The organism is Rheinheimera sp. WS51, from assembly GCF_050936095.1.
Lineage (GTDB): Bacteria > Pseudomonadota > Gammaproteobacteria > Enterobacterales > Alteromonadaceae > Alishewanella.
This window is the reverse complement of the sequence record NZ_JBOTRC010000002.1, coordinates 224,573-245,205: the sequence shown is the minus strand read 5'-3', so window position 1 is coordinate 245,205 and position 20,633 is coordinate 224,573. Positions and strand designations below refer to the sequence as shown.

Sequence of the window (20,633 nt, the reverse complement as noted above, 5' to 3'; positions counted from 1 at the left end):
CTAAGCTTTAAGCTTATATTGTTTGAATACTTTATATCGGCGAGTGTAGCTTAAACTTTAGCTTAACGTTAAATTTAAGCTAACACTCGACCTTCTAGCCTAGCAGTCCTGCTAAAAGCTACTCTGCTATATCAGCAAAAGGAGCATCTATTGCATAACTAGGCTGGGTGAACCAACGTGGCCCATTTTCTGTTATATAAAAATGATCTTCTAAGCGAATACCAAATTCACCTGGTAGCACTAACATAGGCTCATTACTAAAACACATACCCGTTGCTAAAGCTAGTGTATTGCCCTGTACTAAATAGGGCCATTCGTGAATATCCATACCGATACCGTGGCCGGTACGATGCGGTAAACCGGGTAGTTTATAGTCTGGCCCATAGCCTTGTTCGGTTAAATAATCGCGAGCAGCTTTATCTACATCTTGCCCAGCCACACCTATTTTTGCAGCGTTAAAAGCAATAATTTGTGCTTGCTTCTCATGCTGCCAAACAGCACGCTGTTTTTCTGTTGCTTCGCCAAAAATATAGCTACGAGTAATATCAGATAAATAGCCATTTAATTTACAGCCGGTATCTATTAATACCATCTCGTTTTCTTCTAATACTTTTGGTTTATCAACTCCATGCGGAAAGGCTGTATCTGTCCCAAATAGCACAATACAGAAATAAGAGCCCTGCTTAGCCCCAACCTTACGGTGTGCTTGATCAATAAAGTCAGTTACTTCAGCGGTTGTTATGCCCGGATATAAAATACTGGCCGTTGCTTGGTGTACTTTTAAGGTCATATCCATAGCCCGCTGCATTATAGCAATTTCCGTTGCACTTTTTTGCATTCGACAACCGGCAGTAACCGGTTGGGCATTAACAATATCACCTTTACCGGCTAACGCTATTTTAATTCCATCGGCAATAAAGAAAGCTGCACTTTCATCAATACCAATTACCGCTGAGTGATTGGGTTGCTGTAAATTCTGTTGAATTAATTGCACACAGAGTTGATACGGGTTTTCATGCTCTTGCCAACCATGCAATGAACCTGACATTTTAACTAAAGGCTGTATAGAGCCAATTTCAAATTCAGGCAAAACATATAAAACATCGCCATTAGCGAGCAATAATGCACAGACTAAGCGTTCGCTGGCATACCAATTTAATCCAGTAAAATAACTTAAATTAGTACCCGCATTTAATAAAACTGCATCAATATTATGCAACTGCATTAAGCCGCAAGCGCGAGCTATTCGATGCTGATATTCTTTTTCATCAACCGCAGGCAACCCTGCTGTCATATCTGATAACGACGCTAAAGCTTGTTGTTTAGTCACACCACCTATACCGCTATTTTTGACCGCCATTATTACTCCTAATTAAATATATCGCTAAGCCGAAACCTTAGCTCTTTACATTAGCCTATAGTAACAGCTAACAAATTATCTATCACCTAGCCAATAGTAGCAATGACTATACAACCTGATTAATTTATACACTAAAATTGAGCATTTTTCATAATTCATATTTAATTACTTACAAATTAAATTTCATAACAAAATACACACTCAAATAAAATCAATGACTTAATAAATACAAGGTTGAATTTCATACTAAAATAAAACTTGCACACTAAGCTAACAACCTTTAACTTGTATACATCAAAACAAATCTAGGTAGATAAAATGAAAACTGTATTCCATCACCATCATCATAGCGACTAGCCTGCCGTCTTTTTCGGAGGGCTATTTCTGGCGCTCCGGTGGAACAGTTAATTAAACCCCGAGCCCAGTCTCGGGGTTTTTTATTGAGCAAAATATATTAGGAAAGATTATGAATTTAGTAGCAGAACCAAGTCGTTTACGCATTGCTATGCAGAAATCTGGTCGCTTATCAGTTGACTCACAACAACTACTAACCAGTTGTGGTTTGAAAATTAACTTGCGTGAGCAGCGCTTAATTGCGCATGTAGAAAATATGCCTATCGATATTTTGCGGGTGCGTGATGACGATATTCCAGGCTTAGTGATGGACGGCGTTTGTGATTTAGGCATTATTGGTGAAAACGTTTTAGAAGAAGAGTCATTACAACGCAAATTAGATGACGACAGCTTTGATTATACCGTGTTAGCTCGTTTAGATTTTGGCGGATGTCGGCTATCTATTGCCGTTCAACAAGAAGAAAACTACAGCGGAGTGACTTCTTTACAAGGTAAAACCATTGCGACTACCTACCCTAGACTGTTGGGTAGATATTTAAAACAACAAGGTATTAATGCTCGGGTGGTTAATTTAAAAGGCTCGGTAGAAGTTGCACCAAGAGCCGGTTTAGCCGATGCCATTTGTGATTTAGTTTCAACAGGTGCCACTCTTGAAGCTAATGGCTTAAAAGAAGTCGAAGTTATCTATCGCAGTAAAGCGGTACTTATTCAGCGTAAAAATTTATCCGAGCCACGCCAGTTAAGTTTAATTAATAAGTTAATGCCAAGAATTTCAGGCGTTATGCGTGCTCATGAAAGTAAGTACATCATGTTACACGCACCGCGAAAGCAACTTGATGCCATTATCGATTTATTACCCGGTGCTGAAAATCCAACCATTTTGCCATTAGCAAGTAACGATGATGTTGTTGCTATTCACGTTGTTAGTAGTGAAACCCTGTTTTGGGAAACGATGGAGCAATTAAAAGCCTTAGGCGCCAGCTCTATTTTAGTGCTACCTATTGAAAAAATGATGGAGTAGCCATGACAAGCGAACTAGCAAAAACAGCTAAACCAAAAATGGCTATTGCTAACTGGTCAACCTTATCGGCCCAGCAACAAGCTGAGGTATTAGCACGACCAAAATTAGCCGACAGTTCAGATATTAAACAAGCAGTGACGCAAATTATCCAAAAAGTGCGCCAGCAAGGTGATGCGGCTTTAGTGGCTTATAGCCAGCAATTTGATGGTTTAGCCAACAACAGCCTAGTGCTAACAACGCAACAGCAACAAAAATTAGTTAGCGCTTTAGCTGCTGAGAGAAAAGCAGCTATCGACTTAGCTTATACTAATATTCGTCGTTTTCATGCGGCTCAGTTACCTCAAGATATCGAGGTTGAAACTAGCCCAGGTGTGCTTTGCCAATTAAAAAATAGCGCCATTAATGCCGTTGGTTTATATATTCCAGGTGGCACAGCGCCTCTGCCCTCAACGGTTTTAATGTTGGGTGTGCCAGCGCAGCTTGCCGGTTGTAAACGCATTGTTTTAGTAACACCGCCTGGAAAAAAACTAGCCGAAAATATTGCACCAGAAATTGTTTATGCAGCAACACTCTGTGGCATAACTGAAATTTATACTCTAGGCGGCGCTCAAGCTATAGCAGCCCTTGCTTATGGTACCAATAGCATAAGTAAAGTCGATAAAATATTTGGTCCTGGTAATCGCTATGTAACCGAAGCTAAGCAGCAAGTTAGCCAAGATCCGCAAGGTGCACAAATAGATATGCCAGCAGGCCCATCAGAAGTGTTAGTCATTGCCGACAGCCAAGCTAATGCTTGTTTTGTTGCAGCCGATTTATTGTCTCAAGCCGAGCACGGCGTTGACTCGCAAGCGCTATTAGTCAGCGATAGCCTAGCGCTCATTAAACAAGTGCAAACTGAAGTTGATAAGCAACTAGCGGTTTTACCGCGCAAAGCTATTGCCAGCCAAGCCTTAGCCCATAGCCGATACATTTTAACACCAAGCTTAGCGCAAGCGGTTGCGGTCACTAATGCTTATGCCCCTGAGCACTTAATTATTCAAACCGAAAACCCAGAGCAACTAGTTAGCCAATTTAGCAGCGCAGCCAGTATTTTTGTTGGCCCTTGGTCACCGGAGTCTGCTGGTGACTATGCCAGTGGCACTAACCATGTGTTACCAACTTATGGTTTTAGCAAAACCTTATCCAGTTTATCGCTAGTGGATTTTTATCGTCGTTATACGGTGCAAACCATCAGCAAGCTTGGCCTTAAACATATTGGACCGGCCATAGTGACCCTAGCTCAAGCAGAAAGACTTGATGGCCATGCCGCAGCGGTAATTAAGCGTTTAGATGTGTTAGCACTTAGTGAGCAACCAAGGAGTAAAAAATGACTGGCGTAATTAACGATGCAATAAGCGAATTAGCACGCAGCAGTGTTAAGGCGATCACGCCTTATGCTTCAGCAAGGCGCAGCATAAGCAGTACTACGGCGGCTACTTGGCTTAATGCCAATGAAAATGCGCTTGCTACTGAGTATCAAGTCACGGGTGAATTTAACCGCTACCCAGATTGCCAACCTGCAACTTTGCTTCAAGCCTATGCAAACTATGCCGGTGTTACCAGCAACCAAGTGCTAGTTAGCCGTGGCGCTGATGAGGCAATAGAGCTACTAATACGAAGTTTCTGCGAGCCAAAGCAAGATAGCATTACTCTTTGCCCGCCGACCTATGGCATGTATGCCATTAGTGCGCAAAGCCAACAAGTTAACACCAACATTGTGCCGTTAACCGCTGATTGCCAGCTAGATTTACCCGCTATATTGGCAACTAAACCAAAGCTGGTTTTTATCTGTAGCCCCAATAATCCCACAGGTAATATTATTCCCCAAGCGCAAATAATTACCGTGGTAGAGCACTTTAAAAATAACGCCTTAGTGGTGGTAGATGAAGCTTACATTGAGTTTATCAGCCAAAGCTCGGTCGCCTCTTTACTTAACCAACACCCCAATTTAGTAGTGCTGCGCACTTTATCTAAAGCCTTTGCCTTAGCCGGTTTACGTTGTGGTTTTACCCTGGCCAATGCTGACGTCATCAATGCCCTTAAACAAATTATTGCGCCTTATCCGCTGGCTGAGCCTGTTGTTCAAATAGCCTGTCAAGCCTTACAGCCAGACGCGATTAATGAAATGCAGCAAAAGATTGTAGTGATTAATCAGCTACGAAATAGCTTTATTGATTTTGCTAAAGGACTCAGTGGTATAAACAAAGTCTGGCCAAGTGATGCCAACTTTGTGTTATTGCAAGTAACTGATGCCGCACATTTGATTAAGGCACTGCATCAGCAAGGGATCTTAGTGCGTAACCAGTCTAACCAATTAGGGCTTACAGAAGTAGTTAGAGTTTCAATGGGTAATGCTGAACAAATGCAAAACTTACAACAAGCGTTACAGAATTATTTTAATTTACAAGAGAGTATATAAATGCCTAGCCAACCTATTTTATTTATTGACCGCGACGGCACTATGGTTGAAGAGCCGGCGTTAGATAAACAACTTGATAGCTTAGAAAAGCTGGTTTACGAGCCTAATTTAGTGCCTGCATTATTAAAGCTACAAGCTGCAGGGTATCTTTTAGTGATGGTGACTAACCAAGATGGCCTGGGCACTGATAGTTTTCCACAAGCCAACTTTGACGCCCCGCAAGCTAAAATGATGCAGCTATTAAATTCACAAGGTATTGAATTTGCCGATGTGCTTATTTGCCCTCACTTTGAGTCAGATAATTGCAGTTGTCGTAAGCCTAATTTGGGTTTAGTTAAAGACTACTTACAGCAAGGCAAAATTGATTTTACTAACTCTTATGTTATTGGTGATCGCGCCACTGATATTCAACTTGCTGACAATATGGGGCTAAAGTCATTTCAATATCAGCGCGAAACCTTAGGCTGGCTTGAAATAAGCCAAGCTATTTTAAGCCGTAAGCGCCAAGCCGTAATCAGTCGCACTACCCGTGAAACCGATATCAAAATTAGTGTTGATTTAGATAAAACCGGTGACAGCGCTTTTAATACCGGTATTGGCTTTTTTGATCATATGCTTGAGCAAATTGCTGCCCACGGCGAGTTTTCGTTGCAGGTTAATGTCGCTGGCGACTTACATATAGATGATCACCACAGCGTTGAAGATACTGCTTTAGCATTAGGCCAAGCATTAAAACAAGCACTGGGCAATAAGCGCGGTATTAACCGTTTTGGCTTTGTGCTGCCTATGGATGAATGCCGCGCCGAATGTGTATTAGATTTATCTGGCCGACCATTATTTAAATTTAATGCAGACTTAGGTCAAGGCAATGTTGGCGGATTAAATTTAGAAATGGTGCCGCACTTTTTTCGTTCATTAAGTGACGCCATGATGATGTCGTTACACTTATCCATTAGCCCAGGCAATAAGCACCACATGGTAGAGGGCTTATTTAAGGTTTTTGGTCGGGCTTTAGGCCAAGCTATTAAGGTATCAGGTGACGCCCTGCCCAGCACTAAAGGTGTATTGTAATGACTGGCTTAGCTACAGATTTAGTTATTGTTGATACCGGCTGTGCCAATATCAGTTCGGTCTATTTTGCTTGTCAACGTTTAGGGGCTAAAGTCAGGGTTAGCCGGGATCTTAAGTTAATAAAACAAGCTAAGCGGATTATTTTACCCGGTGTCGGCACGGCCAATAATGCTATGGCAAAACTGCAACAAGCGGATCTTATAACTTGTTTGCAACAATTACAGCAGCCAGTATTAGGGATCTGCTTAGGCATGCAGTTACTCACTCAGTACAGTGATGAAGGTAATGTTGATTGCTTAAAATTAATTCCCGGCAAAGTAGCCGCAATGCCAAGCCAAATGGTTCGTTTACCGCATATGGGCTGGAATACTTTAAGCCATATTGCGCCTCACCCCTTGCTTAACGGTATAACTAAGCAAGATTATTTTTATTTTGTTCATAGTTTTGCTGTAGCACCGAGCGAGCACACTATCGCTCGCTGCCATTATGGCGAGGATTTTTCGGCATTAATCGCTAAAGACAATATTACAGGTGCACAATTTCACCCTGAGCGCTCTGGCAAAGCCGGCGCAAAATTATTAGATAACTTTTTAAAGTGGCAATTATGATTATTCCAGCAATAGATTTAATAGACGGCAATGTAGTTAGGCTGTACCAAGGCCGTTATGACAATAGCACTGAATATAATGTTAGTGCGTTAAACCTGCGCAATCAGTATGCAGAGCAAGGCGCCACTTGGCTGCACTTAGTCGATTTATCTGGCGCTAAAGATGCACAGCAACGGCAACTAAATTTACTTCAGCAGCTAATGACCGCTTCGCCTATTTATATTCAAGCGGGCGGTGGTATTCGCTCTGAGCAAGATGTCATCGACTTATTACAAGCCGGTGCAAGCCGAGTGGTCATTGGCAGTTTAGCTATTCGTGAACCCGCTTTAGTTCAGCAATGGTTACAAAAGTACGGCGGGGACAAAATAGTGCTCGCACTGGATGTGGCTATTAATGAGCAAGGCGAGAAAACCTTGCCATCACACGGCTGGATTGAACAGTCTTCTGTCACTTTAGAGCAAGTTTTAACTGACTATATTACCGCTGGTGCTAAGCATGTGTTATGCACTGATATCAGTAAAGACGGCACCTTAACCGGTTCCAATGTTAGCTTATACAAAGAACTCAGCGCGGTTTATCCACAAATACAGTGGCAAGCTTCAGGCGGCATTGGTCAACTTGATGATATTAAAGCCTTAATAGGCAGTGGCGTAGCCGGTGTTATTTTGGGTCGCTCTTTGTTAGAGGGCAAATTTAGCCTAACGGAGGCAATACAATGCTGGCAAAACGGATAGTCCCTTGTTTAGATGTTCGCGATGGCAAAGTCGTAAAAGGCGTGCAGTTTCGTAATCATGAAATTATTGGCGATATAGTACCACTGGCCGAACGTTATGCAGCAGCCGGTGCCGATGAGCTAGTGTTTTATGATATTACCGCATCAAGCGATAACCGTACTGTTGATAAAAGCTGGGTGCAACGTATTGCTAAGGTAATAGATATTCCGTTTTGTGTTGCTGGTGGCATTAAAACCGTCGCCGACGCCGCTAAAATATTAGAAATGGGCGCAGATAAAATTTCAATTAATAGCCCTGCTTTAGCTAACCCCGAATTAATAAATGAATTAAGCCAAGCCTTTGGCCGCCAATGTATTGTTATTGGTATAGATAGCTTTTTTGATCAAAGCTCTGGTCAATATCAGGTATTTCAATTTACCGGTGATGAAAGCCGGACTCAAAAAACCCAATGGCTTACTCGCGATTGGTTACTGGAAGTACAGCAACGCGGCGCTGGTGAAATTGTTTTAAATTGCATGAACCAAGATGGTGTGCGCCAAGGCTACGATATCGCACAATTACAACGTTTACGTCTGCTTTGTAAAGTGCCCCTAATTGCCAGTGGCGGTGCCGGCACCTTGCAGCACTTTACAGATGTATTTAAGCAAGCCGATGTCGATGCTGCCCTTGCGGCTAGCGTTTTTCATAAAGGCATAATTAGCATTGCAGAATTAAAAGCCAAGTTAATTGCCGATGGCATTAGCATACGTCCAATCTAAAAAATAAAGGTTTAGCATGAATCAACAGCAAATAAGTCAGCTTAACTGGCCTGAAAATCAACTACTCCCTGCCATAGTTCAGCACGCTGTTTCAGGTAAGGTGTTGATGCAGGCTTATATGAACCCTGAGGCGCTCACGCAAAGCTTAAGCAGTAAAAAGGTCACCTTTTATAGTCGCAGCAAACAACGCTTATGGTGTAAAGGCGAAAGCTCAGGCAACTTTTTACACTTAGTTAGTGTAACCGCAGATTGTGATGCCGATAGCTTATTAGTGCTCGCCTTACCTGAAGGGCCAACTTGTCATTTAGGTAATGAAAGCTGCTGGGCTAATAACAGCCAAAACAGTCCTCAGCTAAGCTTTTTATACCAATTAGAGCAAGTAATTAAAGCTCTTCAAGGCTCTGATGCAACCAGCAGTTATACCGCCAGTTTATTTGCCAGTGGCGTAAAAAGAATAGCGCAAAAAGTGGGTGAAGAAGGTGTAGAAGCCGCACTAGCAGCTACTGTGGGTGATAAAGAAGAATTAAAAAATGAAGCTGCAGACTTAGTTTTCCATTTATTGGTGTTACTGCGCAGCCAAGATTTAGCTTTAAATGAGGTAATACAGGTACTACAGCAGCGGCATAAATCAGCTTAAGCATAGCAAAACCTTGTCTTATCCTGCTGTTCCTCGTTAAAAATTGCTCATCTGGCTAAATTAAATGTAACAGGGTTTGTCTGCATATTGACAAGCCCCTACTCTGGCATCGACTATAGGCCTGATTACAGGTTTTATTCCGTTAACATTATAACTAGAAGAGCAACCATGAAAAAAACACTTCTTATGCTAGCCCTAGCCAGCAGCTTTGCCATTGCCGATGAAGGCATGTGGATGCCACAGCAGTTACCTGAAATTGCTGATAAATTAAAAACTGCAGGTTTAGCGCTAGATCCTGCTAGTTTAACCAAATTAACCGAGTTCCCTATGGGCGCTATCGTAAGTTTAGGCGGTTGCTCTGCATCTTTTGTTTCAGATCAGGGTTTAGTGGTGACTAACCATCACTGTGTTTATGGTAGCATTGCCCATAACTCAACGCCAGAGAATGACTTATTAACTAATGGTTTTTTAGCTAAAAGCTTTAACGAAGAAGTCTCTGCAGCACCTGGTAGCAGAATTTTTGTTACAAAAGCAGTCGATAATGTCACTGACAAGGTTGTTGATGCTAAAACAGCTAAACTAAGCGGTAAAAAGCGCTTAGATGCTATTGAAGCTAATGAGAAAAGCTTAGTTGCCGACTGTGAGCAAGATGCTGGTCATCGTTGCACTGTGGCGTCATATTATGGTGGTTTAGAATATTATTTAATTAAACAATTAGAAATTAAAGACGTACGTTTAGTCCATGCCCCTCCCTCTGGTGTAGGTAAGTTTGGTGGTGATACCGATAACTGGATGTGGCCACGTCATACAGGTGATTATAGCTTCTATCGTGCTTATGTTAGTCCTGAAGGCAAGTCAGCTGACTATAGTGTAGATAACGTGCCCTACAAACCTGATTACCATTTAAAAATTGCCACCGACGCATTAAATGATGGCGATTTCGTTATGGCCTTAGGCTATCCTGGCCGCACTAACCGTCACCGCTTGCCTAGCGAAGTGAGTGAAACATTCACCTGGGCATATCCAAATACGGTACAGCACTTTAAAGACACGCTAGATATTATTGCCCGCGAAACCGCTAATAATAAAGATGCTGAGTTAAAATATGCCAGCCGAAAAGCTGGTTTAAATAACTACATGAAAAATCGCCAAGGCATGCTAGATAGCTTTGCTGATAGTGATTTTTTACAGCGTAAAACTGCAGAGCACCAAGCATTAACGCAATGGGTTAATAGCAGCCGTAGCAATAAAAAAGCCTATGCGAAAGATTTAGCCGAAATTGAAACGCTATTAAAACAACGCCAAGAGCAAAATAGAGCCGAGTATTTACTTAATAATGCAACGCCACGCTTACTAACCTTAGCCCGCGCTTTACACCGCTTAACCCACGAAAACACTAAAGCCAATGCTGATCGTAAAGCGGGATTCCAAGAGCGTGATCTGCCTCGTTTTAAAGCTAATATTGCAGGCATGGAGCGTAACTTTGATGTTAATGTAGAAAAAGCCTTTGATCTGCATAATTTAACTAAATATGCCAACCAAAACAAAAAGCAGCGTAATGCTGAATTTGATAAGGTCATGGGCATAAAAGATAATATGAGCCAGCAGCAATTAATAAGCTTAATTGACTCTTGGTATAATGCTACCGGTTTAACTGCTTTAGAAAATCGTCAAGCGCTATTAGGGGGTTCAATTGCTGACTTTAAAGCCAGTAATGACTTTTTTGTAAAAGCGGCTATTGCTTTATACAAAACAGATTTAAAGCAAGAAGCGGCAGACGAAGAGCTAGCAGGTAAAATTCAACAAGCCTATGCAAACTATATGCGTGCTAAAATTGCCTTTATGCAATCTAAAGGTGAAGCCGTTTATCCAGATGCAAACAGTACCCTTCGTGTCACTTACGGTAATGTTAAAGGCCGAGCTCATGGTAATGAAGATGGTAATGCTTGGGCACCTTTCACTACGCTGCGCGGTATTAGTGCTAAAGCAACAGGTGAAGGTGAGTTTAATGCGCCACAAAAACAGCTAGACACCATCGCAGCTAAGCAATTTGCTAACTATAAAGTAGATGACTTAAATTCTGTGCCTGTTAACTTTTTAGCAACTTTAGATATTACTGGCGGTAACTCAGGTTCAGCAGTACTAAATAGCAAAGGTGAGCTGGTTGGTTTAGCATTCGACGGCACCTTAGACTCAATCATCTCTGACTGGGACTACAGTGACGCTAATACTCGCTCTATCCAAGTGGACTCGCGCTTTATGCTATGGCAAATGCAGCTAGTTGATGAAGCAACAAACTTACTTAAAGAATTAAATATTCAACAAAATTAAATTTATCACTCGTTAGTGTTAAGTTGAAAAGCCCTCAAACTAAATATGAGGGCTTTTTTATGCTGCTTTATCATGTTAGCTGATATATAAATTACAAGGCTAACCCTTAAGATGAGGTTTTAAGTAATGATGCTGCAAGGCGGACAAAATCTGACGAGGTTAAAATACCTTTAATTTTATTATTGTCATCAACTATAGGCAGGCAGCCGTGCCTGTTAGTAACAAAATATTGCGCAACCTCAAGTAAGGTCGTACTAGGTTGTACACTCGCAAAATCTGTTAGCATCATATCCGTCACTAGCTGTTGTTTCTCTTTTCGTTCTAATTCAGGCGTACCAAACTGAGCAACAAGTGACATAACTTTAGCCACTAACACTTTTTGCGTTAGCATGCCCACTAGCTCTCCGTTAGCGTCGATAACGGGAATATGCCTGACATTTTTAGCCCGCATTAAGTCATGGGCATCTTTTAAGTTAGCCCCTCTTTCTAAACAAAAAGGATCTGCAGTCATTAAATCAGCAACATATTTCATTCACTGTCTCCATTTCAATAGGTTGATAATCATTATTCCATAACTTGTCTTTATCTAGATTAATGTAGATCAAAGCTAGCCAAAACTTTTACCTTAATCTATCTTGTAATAAATTTAGCTTATACTATTGCCGTTTCTCTGCTGTTAATGCACTACCTAAAGAGGCACAAATCACTAACAGTATGGCAAGCCACTGCCATAATGTTAGTTGTTCGCTTAAAATTAAAAAACCGGCTAGCGCCGCCACCGCTGGCTCCATGCTCATTAGCACACTGAAACTTTGTGGTGTCATATTACGCAGAGAAATCATTTCTAACGAGTAAGGCAAAGCACTCGATAAAATGCCTACAGCAAGCCCAAGTGGAATTACTTCCCAACTAAGAATTGCCATGCCTTGGCTTACAAAGCCTAGAGGAACTAAAAAAATAGCCGCAACAGTCATGCCTAAGGCTACAGTGATGCCTCCTGACGCTTGAGTACCCGTTTTTTTACCAAACAAAATATAACCGGCCCAACAGGCGCCAGCTGCTAGTGCTAAAGCTACACCTACCGGATCTAAAGATTCTTCACCTTGCATATCGGGCAGTAATAATAAAATACCCGCTATAGCTAAGCCTACCCAAATAAGATCGGTTTTACGCCTAGAGCCAATTAAAGCCACAGCTAATGGGCCAGTAAACTCAAGTGCAACACCTATGCCTAATGGTATACGTTCAATCGCTAAATAAAATAAAATATTCATGCCACCTAAACAGACACCATAAAATATAATAGCCCGTAAGTCAGATCCTTCTGGCATAGCGCGCCATGGCCGAAATACCAGCCAAAGCACTATAGCGGAAAAACCAAGCCGTAATGCAGTTGTTCCTTCTGGTCCAACAATGGGAAAAAGTTGTTTAGCTATCGAAGCACCAGATTGAATTGTCGCCATTGCTAATAACACACCAGCAAAGGCAATAACAACAGTGCGATTAATTCTTAAGGTCATAACACAGTCACTTACAGAAGAGCATCAGGGAGATAGTGTTAATCTTAGCTTAGACAATTAAAAAAGGATATTCATTGTATCGCAGCTAGCTTGAGTTCTAACTTTGTTAGTGGTTTACTATAGTCGTTGATTTTAAAAGTTAAACTCCATGAAAAATTACCGATTTACTAATATATCTATTGTTTGTTTAACTGGGTTTATATTTAGTGCTGTGCCACTGTTGCTCCAGGCAGATCCAGCAGAAAAACCTATACATAAGCTATCACCGACTTCGCAATCAACAATACCTACAACAGCAATACCTGCAACACCAAGACAAAGAGATAGTAAAGGCCCTCATTACGCGGTATTTAGTGCAGAAAAACCTGACGGTACCGGTTTTTTTTCAGATAGACAGCCTCTTAATATGCGTTATAAAGTGCTTCGCTATAGCTGCTTTGCTTGTGATCCAAGCTCAAGTATTAATTGGTTTACAACACCACTTTTTACTCGGCCATACAATCAACTCATTACAACTGCAGCTGCGACCCATAAACTCGATCCTGCTCTTATTCGGGCAGTTATTCATGCAGAATCAGCATTTAGACCGGCGATTATCTCTAAGAAAGGCGCTGTTGGTTTAATGCAATTAATGCCAAAAACAGCTGAAGAACTAGGTGTAACCGATGCCAGCATTCCAGCACAAAATATCAGCGCTGGCACACAGTATTTAGCGTCTTTATTACAACAGTTTAATGGTGACAAAGAATTAGCTTTAGCGGCATATAACGCAGGAAGTTCTAACGTTAAAAAGTATAAGGGTATCCCCCCTTTTGCGGAAACTGAAGCTTATGTAAAACGGGTAAACATTTTACATAAGCGTTATCAAACAGGTGGCTAGCTGGTTAATTAATCATCTTCTTTTTCAAAACCATCAATAGTCACTCCAGATAAAAAGCCAGCACCTTTAGTATCGCCACTGCGCAGCTTAATCATTAAGCGTAAATCATTTGGCGAGTCAGCATGGTGAATGGCATCGGTGTAACTAATAATGCCACTTTGATATAGATCGAATAAGGCTTGGTCAAAGGTTTGCATTCCAAGCTCACGCGATTTGGTCATTACTGCTTTTATTTCGCCTATCTCACCACGCGATACAAGATCGGCAACTAAAGGTGAGTTAAGTAACACTTCTATTGCCGCTTTTCGGCCAATGCCATCTGCAGTTGGAACTAGCTGCTGAGCAACAATAGCTCGCAGGTTCAACGACAAATCAAACAGCAACTTTTGGTGCATATCTTTGGGCACTAAGTGCATTATCCTATCAATGGCTTGGTTGGCATTATTAGCATGCAATGTGGCAATACATAAATGGCCTGTTTCAGCAAAAGATAGCGCATATTCCATTGTATCTTGGCTACGAATTTCACCAATTAAAATAACATCAGGCGCTTGGCGTAATGAGCTTTTAAGGGCAGCTTCAAAAGATTCAGTATCAATACCAACTTCACGTTGCGTCACTAAGCTTTTTTGATGATCGTGAACAAATTCTATCGGATCTTCAATGGTTAAAATGTGGCCCTTAGTATTTCTATTTCTATAGCCTAACAGCGCCGCTAATGACGTAGACTTACCTGTACCTGTACCACCAACAAATAACACTAAGCCTCGCTTAGACATTATAATTTCTTTAAGAATAGGCGGTAACCCCAGTTCCTCTACTTCAGGTATGCGGGTAATAATGCGTCGCACTACCATGCCAGCACAGTCACGCTGCCAAAAAGCTGAGATCCTAAAGCGCCCAGCTTCATTGGCTATAGCAAAGTTACACTCCTTGGTGGTCATAAACTCTTGCTGTTGCTTGTCATTCATCGCGGCTAAAACAAGCTTTAACGAGCCAGCATCGGTTAACGGCGTTTCATCAATAGGCGTCATCTCACCATTAATCTTAGCTGCAACAGGCATACCAGCAGTAACAAACATATCTGACGCCTTCATTGACGCCATTCTTTCTAAAAAATCGGTCAAATCCATAATCAATTACATCCTACCCATAGAGCCAAAGGTATTTTTATCTTGAGCTTTAGCGGCCGCATCTTGTTGTGAAACGATGCCCCGGTTGACTAAATTTAATAAACATTGATCCATCGTTTGCATCCCGTGCGAAGCACCGGTTTGAATTACTGAATACATTTGGGCAATTTTATCTTCACGTATTAAGTTACGAATTGCCGGTAAGCCAACCATAATCTCATGGGCAGCAATACGGCCCCCACCCACTTTTTTCAATAAGGTTTGCGAAATGACTGCGCGCAAAGACTCCGATAGCATTGAGCGAACCATCGCTTTTTCTTCAGCTGGAAACACATCAATAATACGGTCAATGGTTTTTGGTGCCGAAGTTGTATGCAAGGTGCCAAAAACTAAATGGCCGGTTTCTGCAGCTGTCATTGCTAAACGAATAGTTTCTAAGTCTCGTAGCTCACCGACTAGGATAACATCTGGATCTTCACGCAAAGCAGAGCGTAAAGCATTACTAAAACTGTGCGTATCACGATGCACTTCACGTTGGTTAATTAAACATTGTTTGTTGCTATGAACAAATTCTATTGGATCTTCAATGGTTAAAATATGCTCATGACGCATACTATTAATATAATCAACCATTGCCGCTAAAGTAGTAGACTTACCCGAACCAGTAGGGCCTGTTACAAGCACTAAGCCGCGTGGGTTATCTGCAATTTTTTTAAAAATATCAGGTGCCCCTAAATCTTCAAGTGATAAAACCTCACTTGGGATGGTACGAAACACTGCTGCCGCACCGCGATTTTGCACAAAGGCATTGACCCTGAACCGAGCTAAATTAGGAACTTCAAATGAAAAGTCTGACTCAAGCTTTTCTTCGTATTCTTTTCGTTGCCTATCCGTCATTATCTCATAAACTAAGGCATGTACTTCTTTATGGGTTAAAGGCGGAATGTTAAGTCTTCTAACATCACCATCCACACGGATTAATGGCGGAACGCCTGCAGAAAGGTGTAAATCTGACGCTTTATGTTGCACACTAAAGGCTAATAATTCGGTAATATCCATGACAATTTATACTCCAAGATGCCAACTTTATGAATAACATAGCAGAACAACTCCGCCTCGCCTATCAGAACATTAAGCAAAATTGCCAACAATTGCATATTATTAACGACTCTGTGCAATTAATCGCCGTCAGTAAAACCAAACCGGTGGCAGATATTTTAACGGCTTATCAAGCAGGACAACGCAAATTTGCCGAAAATTACCCACAAGAGCTGGCAGATAAGCAACAACTACTGGCTGAAAAAGCGGATATAGAGTGGCACTTTATTGGCCCACTGCAGTCAAATAAAACCCGCCTCGTTGCCCAAAGTGCAGCTTGGGTTCACAGTATTGATAGGCTGAAAATTGCTAAACGCTTAGCAGAGCAACGTCCTGAGTCTCTGGGCAAGCTAAAGGTTTTAATCCAAATAAATATTAGTAAGGAAGCGTCTAAATCAGGTATAGCCCCTGACATGATGCTAGAATTGGCCGAGCAAATATCAGCACTACCTCAGCTTGAATTAAAAGGCTTAATGGCGATACCTAAAGCCAAAGATGATAATGCAGAAACTGGCCCTGATTTTCTGGCTATGCAGCATTTATCAACTCAATTACAACAGCACTACCCTGATGCAACCGAGCTGTCTATGGGGATGTCAAATGACTGGCCAATTGCTCTGAAAAATGGCGCAACTATGATACGATTAGGCACTGTAATTTTTGGCAAAAGGGATAAGAACGAGGAATGAAATCTAATATGAATGATAATACAGTCGCTTTTATTGGTGCAGGAAATATGGCGCGCTGCGTTATCGCCGCTATGGTTAACAATGGCTACCCATCAAAAAACATTATTGCTGCTAATAGAAGTCAACCGAAATTAACGGCTTTAGCGGCTGATTACGCTATTGAAACCACATTAGATAATATTCATGCCGTTGTGCAAGCTGATGTCATAGTGTTAGCTGTAAAGCCGCAAATGATGCAGCAACTTTGTGAGAACTTAATTGCTCAAGCACCGGAAATAGCCGATAAGTTATTTGTTACTTTAGCAGCAGGTATTCCAGTTAGCCGTTATAAAGACTGGTTAGGTAATGTACGTATTGTTCGCAGTATGCCTAATACGCCTTCTTTAGTTAGCCTAGGTGTTACCGGACTCTTTGCTTCTGACTGTTCAAATTATGAAAAAGCCTTTACCGATCACATGTTCAGCGGTACAGGGTTAAATGTTTGGTTAGACGATGAAGCAAAAATTGATCATATTATTGCTGTTACCGGCAGCTCGCCTGCGTATTTCTTCTACTTTATGCAATCTATGCAACAAGTGGCTGAAGAATTAGGTTTTGATGCTGAACAAGCAAAAAAAATGGTTGCCCAAACCGCATTAGGTGCAGCGACTATGGCGTTAGGCAGTGAACATAGTTTTGCCGACTTACGCGCACAAGTAACCTCAAAAGGTGGCACAACCCACGAAGCTGTAACTACTTTTGCTAATCAAGGCCTTGAAAAAATGGTTTCTGATGCCATGTATGCAGCTATAAAACGTGCTCAAGAAATGGCACAAAGTTTTTAACTTAAATATTCTTAAACTGTAATCGTGTTGTTGGGAGCCCTTTATGCAAGCGTTACAATTTTTAATTAACACCGTATTTAATTTGTTTTTAATGGTGGTTATTTTACGTTTTTGGCTACAACTCGCACGAGCAGATTTTTATAATCCCTTTAGCCAATTTGTTGTAAAAGCAACTAATCCTATCGTGCTACCCCTGCGCCGACTAATACCTAGCATTGGCAGTATAGATACAGCAACCGTATTATTAGCTTACTTAGTGGCTTTAGTTAAGTTGTTACTCATCCAGTTTATTTTAATCAAAGCTGTCGCCTTACCGCACAGCTTCTTTTGGGCTGGTATAGTGGTGGTTAAAGAGGCTTTTTCTTTGCTGTTTTGGATCTTAGTGATCCGGGCATTATTAAGCTGGTTTAGCCAAGGAAATAATCCTATAGAACAAGTGATGCATCAATTAACTGAGCCATTATTACGCCCTATTCGCCGCATTCTACCGCCTATGGGTGGCTTAGATTTATCGGTATTAGTGGTATTAATTGGCCTGCAGTTTTTAAATATCTTACTTAGCGAATGGTTTCGCGGTTTTTAATGCCGATTCAGCAACAGCAAGACGGTTTAAGGCTTAGGTTGTATTTGCAACCTAAGTCTAGCAAAGACCAGTGGGTAGGCCTTTATAATGACGCTATTAAAGTTGCGATTACCGCGCCCCCTATTGATGGCAAAGCTAACCAACACTTACTAACGTTTTTAGCCAAAAGTTTTAAAGTTGCAAAATCAGACATAGTGCTAGAAAAAGGAGAGTTAAGTCGGCACAAAGTCGTTTTATTTGCCTCACCTAAAGCCTTACCGCCGTTAATAGACGCCTTGTTAAGCACAAGATAATTTAGGGTAGTTCCTCTATAATAGAAAACCACTGAGCGAATTGACAAAGGTACTCTAATGAAATTTTTATTAGCTACATTTTTAACGTTGCTGCTTGCCACTAGCAGCCAATTAAATGCAGAGCAAATGCAACAATTAGGACAATGGGATGTTCACTACATTGCCTTTCCAGCACCGATTTTAACCCCAGAGATAGCGAAGCAATATCGAATTCAACGCAGTAAATATAATGCGGTTATTAATATCTCGGTACTAGACTCTGAGTCGAAACAAGCACAAAAACTCGATATCAGTGGCATTGCCAAGGATTTTCAAGGCCGACAAATTGCATTGAGCTTTACTGAAGTTGTAGAGGGCGATGCCGTTTATTATCTAGCTCAGCTACCCTTTACTGATCAGCAACTGTTTGATTTCACCCTGACTTTAAATCAAAAAAATACGCTACAGCAATTAAAGTTTAAGCAACGCTTTTATGTCGACTAACTTATTCACGGAAACCCCTTATGCGAAAAATTGTTTTAGCTAGCAGTAATAAAGGTAAAATTGCCGAGTTGTCTCACATGCTAGCAGACCGTAATATCACTATTGTTCCGCAATCAGATTTTAATGTGTCAGATGCTGCAGAAACAGGCTTAACCTTTGTTGAAAATGCCATTATTAAAGCCCGTCATGCGGCCTTAGTTACCGGCTTACCCGCGATAGCCGATGACTCAGGTCTTGCTGTTGATGCTTTAGGTGGCGCACCGGGTATTTACTCAGCACGTTATGCAGGTGAAGGGGCAACCGATAAACTAAATATAGATAAACTATTAACTAGTATGCAGGCAATTCCTGCAGGAGAGCGTGGTGCTCAGTTTCACTGTGTTTTAGTTTATATGCGCCACTCAGAAGATCCAACGCCTTTAATCTGTCATGGTATTTGGCAGGGTGAAATTGCTACCCAAGCTGTAGGTGAGCATGGTTTTGGTTATGATCCTATTTTTTGGTTAGCAAATGAAAACTGCAGTGCTGCTCAACTTAGTCCAAGGCAAAAACAGCAATTGAGCCATCGCGGCAAAGCGTTAAAAACACTGCTGCAATTATTAGATTAATCGTTACATTATTTAAAAGGAACTCTTTTGAGCCTGACACTTCCGCCACTAGCACTTTATATCCATATTCCTTGGTGCATCCAAAAATGCCCTTACTGTGACTTTAATTCTCATGCAGTAAAAAAAGGCATACCCGAGCAAGAGTATATTGCGCATTTACTAGCAGACTTAGACCAAGATCTTACATTAGTCGCTGGGCGAACCTTAAGCAGCATCTTCATTGGCGGTGGCACCCCTAGCGTATTTAGTGCCCAAGGAATAGGCCAAATAATTACAGGCGTTAAGCAACGTTTACCTTGTACTGCTGATATGGAAGTAACAATGGAAGCAAATCCAGGCACCGTTGAAGCGGCCCGTTTTGCTGGCTATGTTGAAGCTGGTGTTAACCGCTTTTCTATTGGTGTACAAAGCTTTCAAACTGCACAACTTAAAGCCTTAGGCCGTATTCATGATGGCCAAGAAGCAGTCCATGCAGCTAAATTAGCCAATAATCTGCCTTTAACTAGCTTTAATTTAGATTTAATGCACGGCTTACCCGAGCAAGATGTCGATGCTGCCCTAGCCGATTTACAACAAGCTATCGCCCTGACTCCACCTCATTTATCTTGGTATCAATTAACTATCGAGCCTAACACTGCTTTTGCTTCTAAGCCGCCTTTATTACCGCCCGATGATACCTTGTGGGATATTCAGCAACAAGGCTTGGCGCTCTTGCAGCAGCAGGGGTATGAACAATATGAAATATCGGCCTACTGCCAGCCAGGGTTTCAATGCCAGCATAATTTAAATTACTGGCGCTATGGCGACTATTTAGGGATTGGTTGTGGTGCTCATGGCAAAATTACCCTACCCACCAAAAATGCTATTTTACGCACCGTTAAAATAAAACACCCCAAGGGCTATATGGATATTAGCCGTGGTTATTTAGATAACCGCGAGCAAGTGGATCCAGAAGATCGGCCTTTTGAGTTTTTTATGAATAGGTTTCGCTTAATTGAACCCTGTCCTAAAGCCGATTTTACCGCTTATACTGGCTTAGCTTTAACTTACATTGAAACAGCCATTGGCCAAGCTATTGAGCAAGGTTTGTTAATTGAAACTGAGCATTATTGGCAAGTTACAGAAAAAGGCAGTCGTTACCTTAATGACTTGCTCACGTTGTTTATGTAAATTCTTGTGATAAGCACGCT

Annotated in this window: 22 protein-coding genes; 17 read left to right on the top strand and 5 right to left on the bottom strand. The window is 41.4% G+C overall.

The features are described 5' to 3' along the window. Positions 1-118: 118 nt before the first annotated feature. Positions 119-1,360 carry a M24 family metallopeptidase gene (locus tag ACRCA4_RS04955; RefSeq protein WP_433185015.1) on the bottom strand — a complete coding sequence of 414 codons (1,242 nt, stop codon included), beginning with the start codon at positions 1,358-1,360 and terminating at the stop codon, positions 119-121. A gap of 466 nt (positions 1,361-1,826) precedes the next feature. On the opposite strand from ACRCA4_RS04955, the gene hisG reads away from it, so the two are divergent. The 9 genes from hisG (at position 1,827) to ACRCA4_RS04910 (ending at position 11,332) form a co-directional block, all read left to right on the top strand. Further along, complete coding sequence (gene hisG / locus ACRCA4_RS04950; RefSeq protein ID WP_433185012.1) at positions 1,827-2,735, top strand: ATP phosphoribosyltransferase; 909 nt, start codon at positions 1,827-1,829, stop codon at positions 2,733-2,735. Positions 2,736-2,737: 2 nt separating this feature from the next. Beyond that, complete coding sequence (gene hisD, locus ACRCA4_RS04945) at positions 2,738-4,105, top strand: histidinol dehydrogenase (protein WP_433185010.1); 1,368 nt, start codon at positions 2,738-2,740, stop codon at positions 4,103-4,105. Then, positions 4,102-5,193: a histidinol-phosphate transaminase gene (gene hisC, locus ACRCA4_RS04940; protein ID WP_433185007.1), complete on the top strand. Its 1,092-nt coding sequence runs from the start codon at positions 4,102-4,104 to the stop codon at positions 5,191-5,193. The genes hisD and hisC overlap by 4 nt, the downstream gene beginning before the upstream one ends. Next, positions 5,194-6,264, top strand: a complete 1,071-nt coding sequence (hisB, locus tag ACRCA4_RS04935; RefSeq protein ID WP_433185004.1) for a bifunctional histidinol-phosphatase/imidazoleglycerol-phosphate dehydratase HisB — start codon at positions 5,194-5,196, stop codon at positions 6,262-6,264. After that, positions 6,264-6,872 carry an imidazole glycerol phosphate synthase subunit HisH gene (gene hisH, locus ACRCA4_RS04930; protein ID WP_433185001.1) on the top strand — a complete coding sequence of 203 codons (609 nt, stop codon included), beginning with the start codon at positions 6,264-6,266 and terminating at the stop codon, positions 6,870-6,872. The genes hisB and hisH overlap by 1 nt, the downstream gene beginning before the upstream one ends. Further along, positions 6,869-7,606, top strand: a complete 738-nt coding sequence (hisA, locus tag ACRCA4_RS04925; RefSeq protein ID WP_433184998.1) for a 1-(5-phosphoribosyl)-5-[(5-phosphoribosylamino)methylideneamino]imidazole-4-carboxamide isomerase — start codon at positions 6,869-6,871, stop codon at positions 7,604-7,606. The genes hisH and hisA overlap by 4 nt, the downstream gene beginning before the upstream one ends. Next, positions 7,588-8,364 carry an imidazole glycerol phosphate synthase subunit HisF gene (gene hisF / locus ACRCA4_RS04920; RefSeq protein WP_433184995.1) on the top strand — a complete coding sequence of 259 codons (777 nt, stop codon included), beginning with the start codon at positions 7,588-7,590 and terminating at the stop codon, positions 8,362-8,364. Before hisA ends, hisF begins: the two co-directional genes overlap by 19 nt. 16 nt (positions 8,365-8,380) lie before the next feature. Then, the gene (hisIE, locus tag ACRCA4_RS04915) at positions 8,381-9,001 is read left to right on the top strand and encodes a bifunctional phosphoribosyl-AMP cyclohydrolase/phosphoribosyl-ATP diphosphatase HisIE (protein WP_433184992.1); all 621 of its coding nucleotides are present in this window, start codon (positions 8,381-8,383) and stop codon (positions 8,999-9,001) included. A 168-nt stretch (positions 9,002-9,169) separates the two neighbouring features. After that, positions 9,170-11,332 (top strand): S46 family peptidase, encoded by a 2,163-nt coding sequence (locus tag ACRCA4_RS04910; RefSeq protein ID WP_433184989.1) that lies wholly within the window; start codon positions 9,170-9,172, stop codon positions 11,330-11,332. A gap of 106 nt (positions 11,333-11,438) precedes the next feature. Here the strand turns inward: ACRCA4_RS04910 and ACRCA4_RS04905 are convergent, their stop codons facing one another. After that, a complete protein-coding gene (locus ACRCA4_RS04905) occupies positions 11,439-11,864 on the bottom strand; it encodes a CBS domain-containing protein (protein ID WP_433184986.1) in 426 nt (141 codons plus the stop codon). A 124-nt stretch (positions 11,865-11,988) separates the two neighbouring features. Continuing rightward, positions 11,989-12,852 (bottom strand): EamA family transporter, encoded by an 864-nt coding sequence (locus ACRCA4_RS04900; RefSeq protein WP_433184983.1) that lies wholly within the window; start codon positions 12,850-12,852, stop codon positions 11,989-11,991. A 148-nt stretch (positions 12,853-13,000) separates the two neighbouring features. On the opposite strand from ACRCA4_RS04900, the gene ACRCA4_RS04895 reads away from it, so the two are divergent. After that, positions 13,001-13,732 carry a lytic transglycosylase domain-containing protein gene (locus ACRCA4_RS04895; RefSeq protein ID WP_433184980.1) on the top strand — a complete coding sequence of 244 codons (732 nt, stop codon included), beginning with the start codon at positions 13,001-13,003 and terminating at the stop codon, positions 13,730-13,732. A gap of 8 nt (positions 13,733-13,740) precedes the next feature. On the opposite strand, the gene ACRCA4_RS04890 is transcribed toward ACRCA4_RS04895, so the two are convergent. Together ACRCA4_RS04890 and ACRCA4_RS04885 are read right to left on the bottom strand one after the other, a co-directional pair. Further along, positions 13,741-14,865: a PilT/PilU family type 4a pilus ATPase gene (locus ACRCA4_RS04890; protein ID WP_433184977.1), complete on the bottom strand. Its 1,125-nt coding sequence runs from the start codon at positions 14,863-14,865 to the stop codon at positions 13,741-13,743. Positions 14,866-14,871: 6 nt separating this feature from the next. Beyond that, positions 14,872-15,924: a type IV pilus twitching motility protein PilT gene (locus ACRCA4_RS04885; RefSeq protein ID WP_433184975.1), complete on the bottom strand. Its 1,053-nt coding sequence runs from the start codon at positions 15,922-15,924 to the stop codon at positions 14,872-14,874. A gap of 29 nt (positions 15,925-15,953) precedes the next feature. Between ACRCA4_RS04885 and ACRCA4_RS04880 the strand changes: the two genes are divergently transcribed. From ACRCA4_RS04880 to hemW, 7 genes are read left to right on the top strand one after another with little or no spacing between them, the layout of a single operon-like run. Further along, positions 15,954-16,652 carry a YggS family pyridoxal phosphate-dependent enzyme gene (locus tag ACRCA4_RS04880; RefSeq protein ID WP_433184973.1) on the top strand — a complete coding sequence of 233 codons (699 nt, stop codon included), beginning with the start codon at positions 15,954-15,956 and terminating at the stop codon, positions 16,650-16,652. 8 nt (positions 16,653-16,660) lie between these two features. Continuing rightward, positions 16,661-17,476, top strand: coding sequence for a pyrroline-5-carboxylate reductase (gene proC / locus ACRCA4_RS04875; protein WP_433184970.1), 816 nt, complete (start codon positions 16,661-16,663; stop codon positions 17,474-17,476). Positions 17,477-17,519: 43 nt separating this feature from the next. Next, on the top strand, positions 17,520-18,059 hold the full coding sequence (locus tag ACRCA4_RS04870; protein ID WP_433184968.1) for a YggT family protein: 540 nt from the start codon (positions 17,520-17,522) through the stop codon (positions 18,057-18,059). Next, positions 18,059-18,352 carry a DUF167 family protein gene (locus ACRCA4_RS04865; RefSeq protein WP_433184965.1) on the top strand — a complete coding sequence of 98 codons (294 nt, stop codon included), beginning with the start codon at positions 18,059-18,061 and terminating at the stop codon, positions 18,350-18,352. The genes ACRCA4_RS04870 and ACRCA4_RS04865 overlap by 1 nt, the downstream gene beginning before the upstream one ends. A gap of 57 nt (positions 18,353-18,409) precedes the next feature. Then, a complete protein-coding gene (locus ACRCA4_RS04860; RefSeq protein ID WP_433184962.1) occupies positions 18,410-18,835 on the top strand; it encodes a DUF4426 domain-containing protein in 426 nt (141 codons plus the stop codon). Positions 18,836-18,855: 20 nt separating this feature from the next. Next, entirely contained in the window at positions 18,856-19,443 is a 588-nt protein-coding gene (gene rdgB / locus ACRCA4_RS04855) for an RdgB/HAM1 family non-canonical purine NTP pyrophosphatase (protein ID WP_433184959.1), read from the top strand. Between the two features lie 27 nt (positions 19,444-19,470). Further along, positions 19,471-20,613, top strand: coding sequence for a radical SAM family heme chaperone HemW (hemW, locus tag ACRCA4_RS04850; protein WP_433184957.1), 1,143 nt, complete (start codon positions 19,471-19,473; stop codon positions 20,611-20,613). Positions 20,614-20,633: the final 20 nt, after the last annotated feature.

Bases quoted from the DNA above. Each gene is read 5' to 3' on its own strand.
- hisD (WP_433185010.1), top strand. From the start codon at position 2,738: ATGACAAGCGAACTAGCAAAAACAGCTAAACCAAAAATGGCTATTGCT.
- hisG (WP_433185012.1), top strand. From the start codon at position 1,827: ATGAATTTAGTAGCAGAACCAAGTCGTTTACGCATTGCTATGCAGAAA.
- proC (WP_433184970.1), top strand. From the start codon at position 16,661: ATGAATGATAATACAGTCGCTTTTATTGGTGCAGGAAATATGGCGCGC.
- ACRCA4_RS04885 (WP_433184975.1), bottom strand. From the start codon at position 15,924: ATGGATATTACCGAATTATTAGCCTTTAGTGTGCAACATAAAGCGTCA.
- ACRCA4_RS04870 (WP_433184968.1), top strand. From the start codon at position 17,520: ATGCAAGCGTTACAATTTTTAATTAACACCGTATTTAATTTGTTTTTA.
- ACRCA4_RS04910 (WP_433184989.1), top strand. From the start codon at position 9,170: ATGAAAAAAACACTTCTTATGCTAGCCCTAGCCAGCAGCTTTGCCATT.
- hisH (WP_433185001.1), top strand. From the start codon at position 6,264: ATGACTGGCTTAGCTACAGATTTAGTTATTGTTGATACCGGCTGTGCC.
- ACRCA4_RS04900 (WP_433184983.1), bottom strand. From the start codon at position 12,852: ATGACCTTAAGAATTAATCGCACTGTTGTTATTGCCTTTGCTGGTGTG.
- ACRCA4_RS04865 (WP_433184965.1), top strand. From the start codon at position 18,059: ATGCCGATTCAGCAACAGCAAGACGGTTTAAGGCTTAGGTTGTATTTG.
- ACRCA4_RS04955 (WP_433185015.1), bottom strand. From the start codon at position 1,360: ATGGCGGTCAAAAATAGCGGTATAGGTGGTGTGACTAAACAACAAGCT.
- rdgB (WP_433184959.1), top strand. From the start codon at position 18,856: ATGCGAAAAATTGTTTTAGCTAGCAGTAATAAAGGTAAAATTGCCGAG.
- ACRCA4_RS04860 (WP_433184962.1), top strand. From the start codon at position 18,410: ATGAAATTTTTATTAGCTACATTTTTAACGTTGCTGCTTGCCACTAGC.
- hisB (WP_433185004.1), top strand. From the start codon at position 5,194: ATGCCTAGCCAACCTATTTTATTTATTGACCGCGACGGCACTATGGTT.
- ACRCA4_RS04895 (WP_433184980.1), top strand. From the start codon at position 13,001: ATGAAAAATTACCGATTTACTAATATATCTATTGTTTGTTTAACTGGG.
- hisIE (WP_433184992.1), top strand. From the start codon at position 8,381: ATGAATCAACAGCAAATAAGTCAGCTTAACTGGCCTGAAAATCAACTA.
- hisC (WP_433185007.1), top strand. From the start codon at position 4,102: ATGACTGGCGTAATTAACGATGCAATAAGCGAATTAGCACGCAGCAGT.
- ACRCA4_RS04890 (WP_433184977.1), bottom strand. From the start codon at position 14,865: ATGGATTTGACCGATTTTTTAGAAAGAATGGCGTCAATGAAGGCGTCA.
- hisF (WP_433184995.1), top strand. From the start codon at position 7,588: ATGCTGGCAAAACGGATAGTCCCTTGTTTAGATGTTCGCGATGGCAAA.
- hisA (WP_433184998.1), top strand. From the start codon at position 6,869: ATGATTATTCCAGCAATAGATTTAATAGACGGCAATGTAGTTAGGCTG.
- ACRCA4_RS04880 (WP_433184973.1), top strand. From the start codon at position 15,954: ATGAATAACATAGCAGAACAACTCCGCCTCGCCTATCAGAACATTAAG.
- ACRCA4_RS04905 (WP_433184986.1), bottom strand. From the start codon at position 11,864: ATGAAATATGTTGCTGATTTAATGACTGCAGATCCTTTTTGTTTAGAA.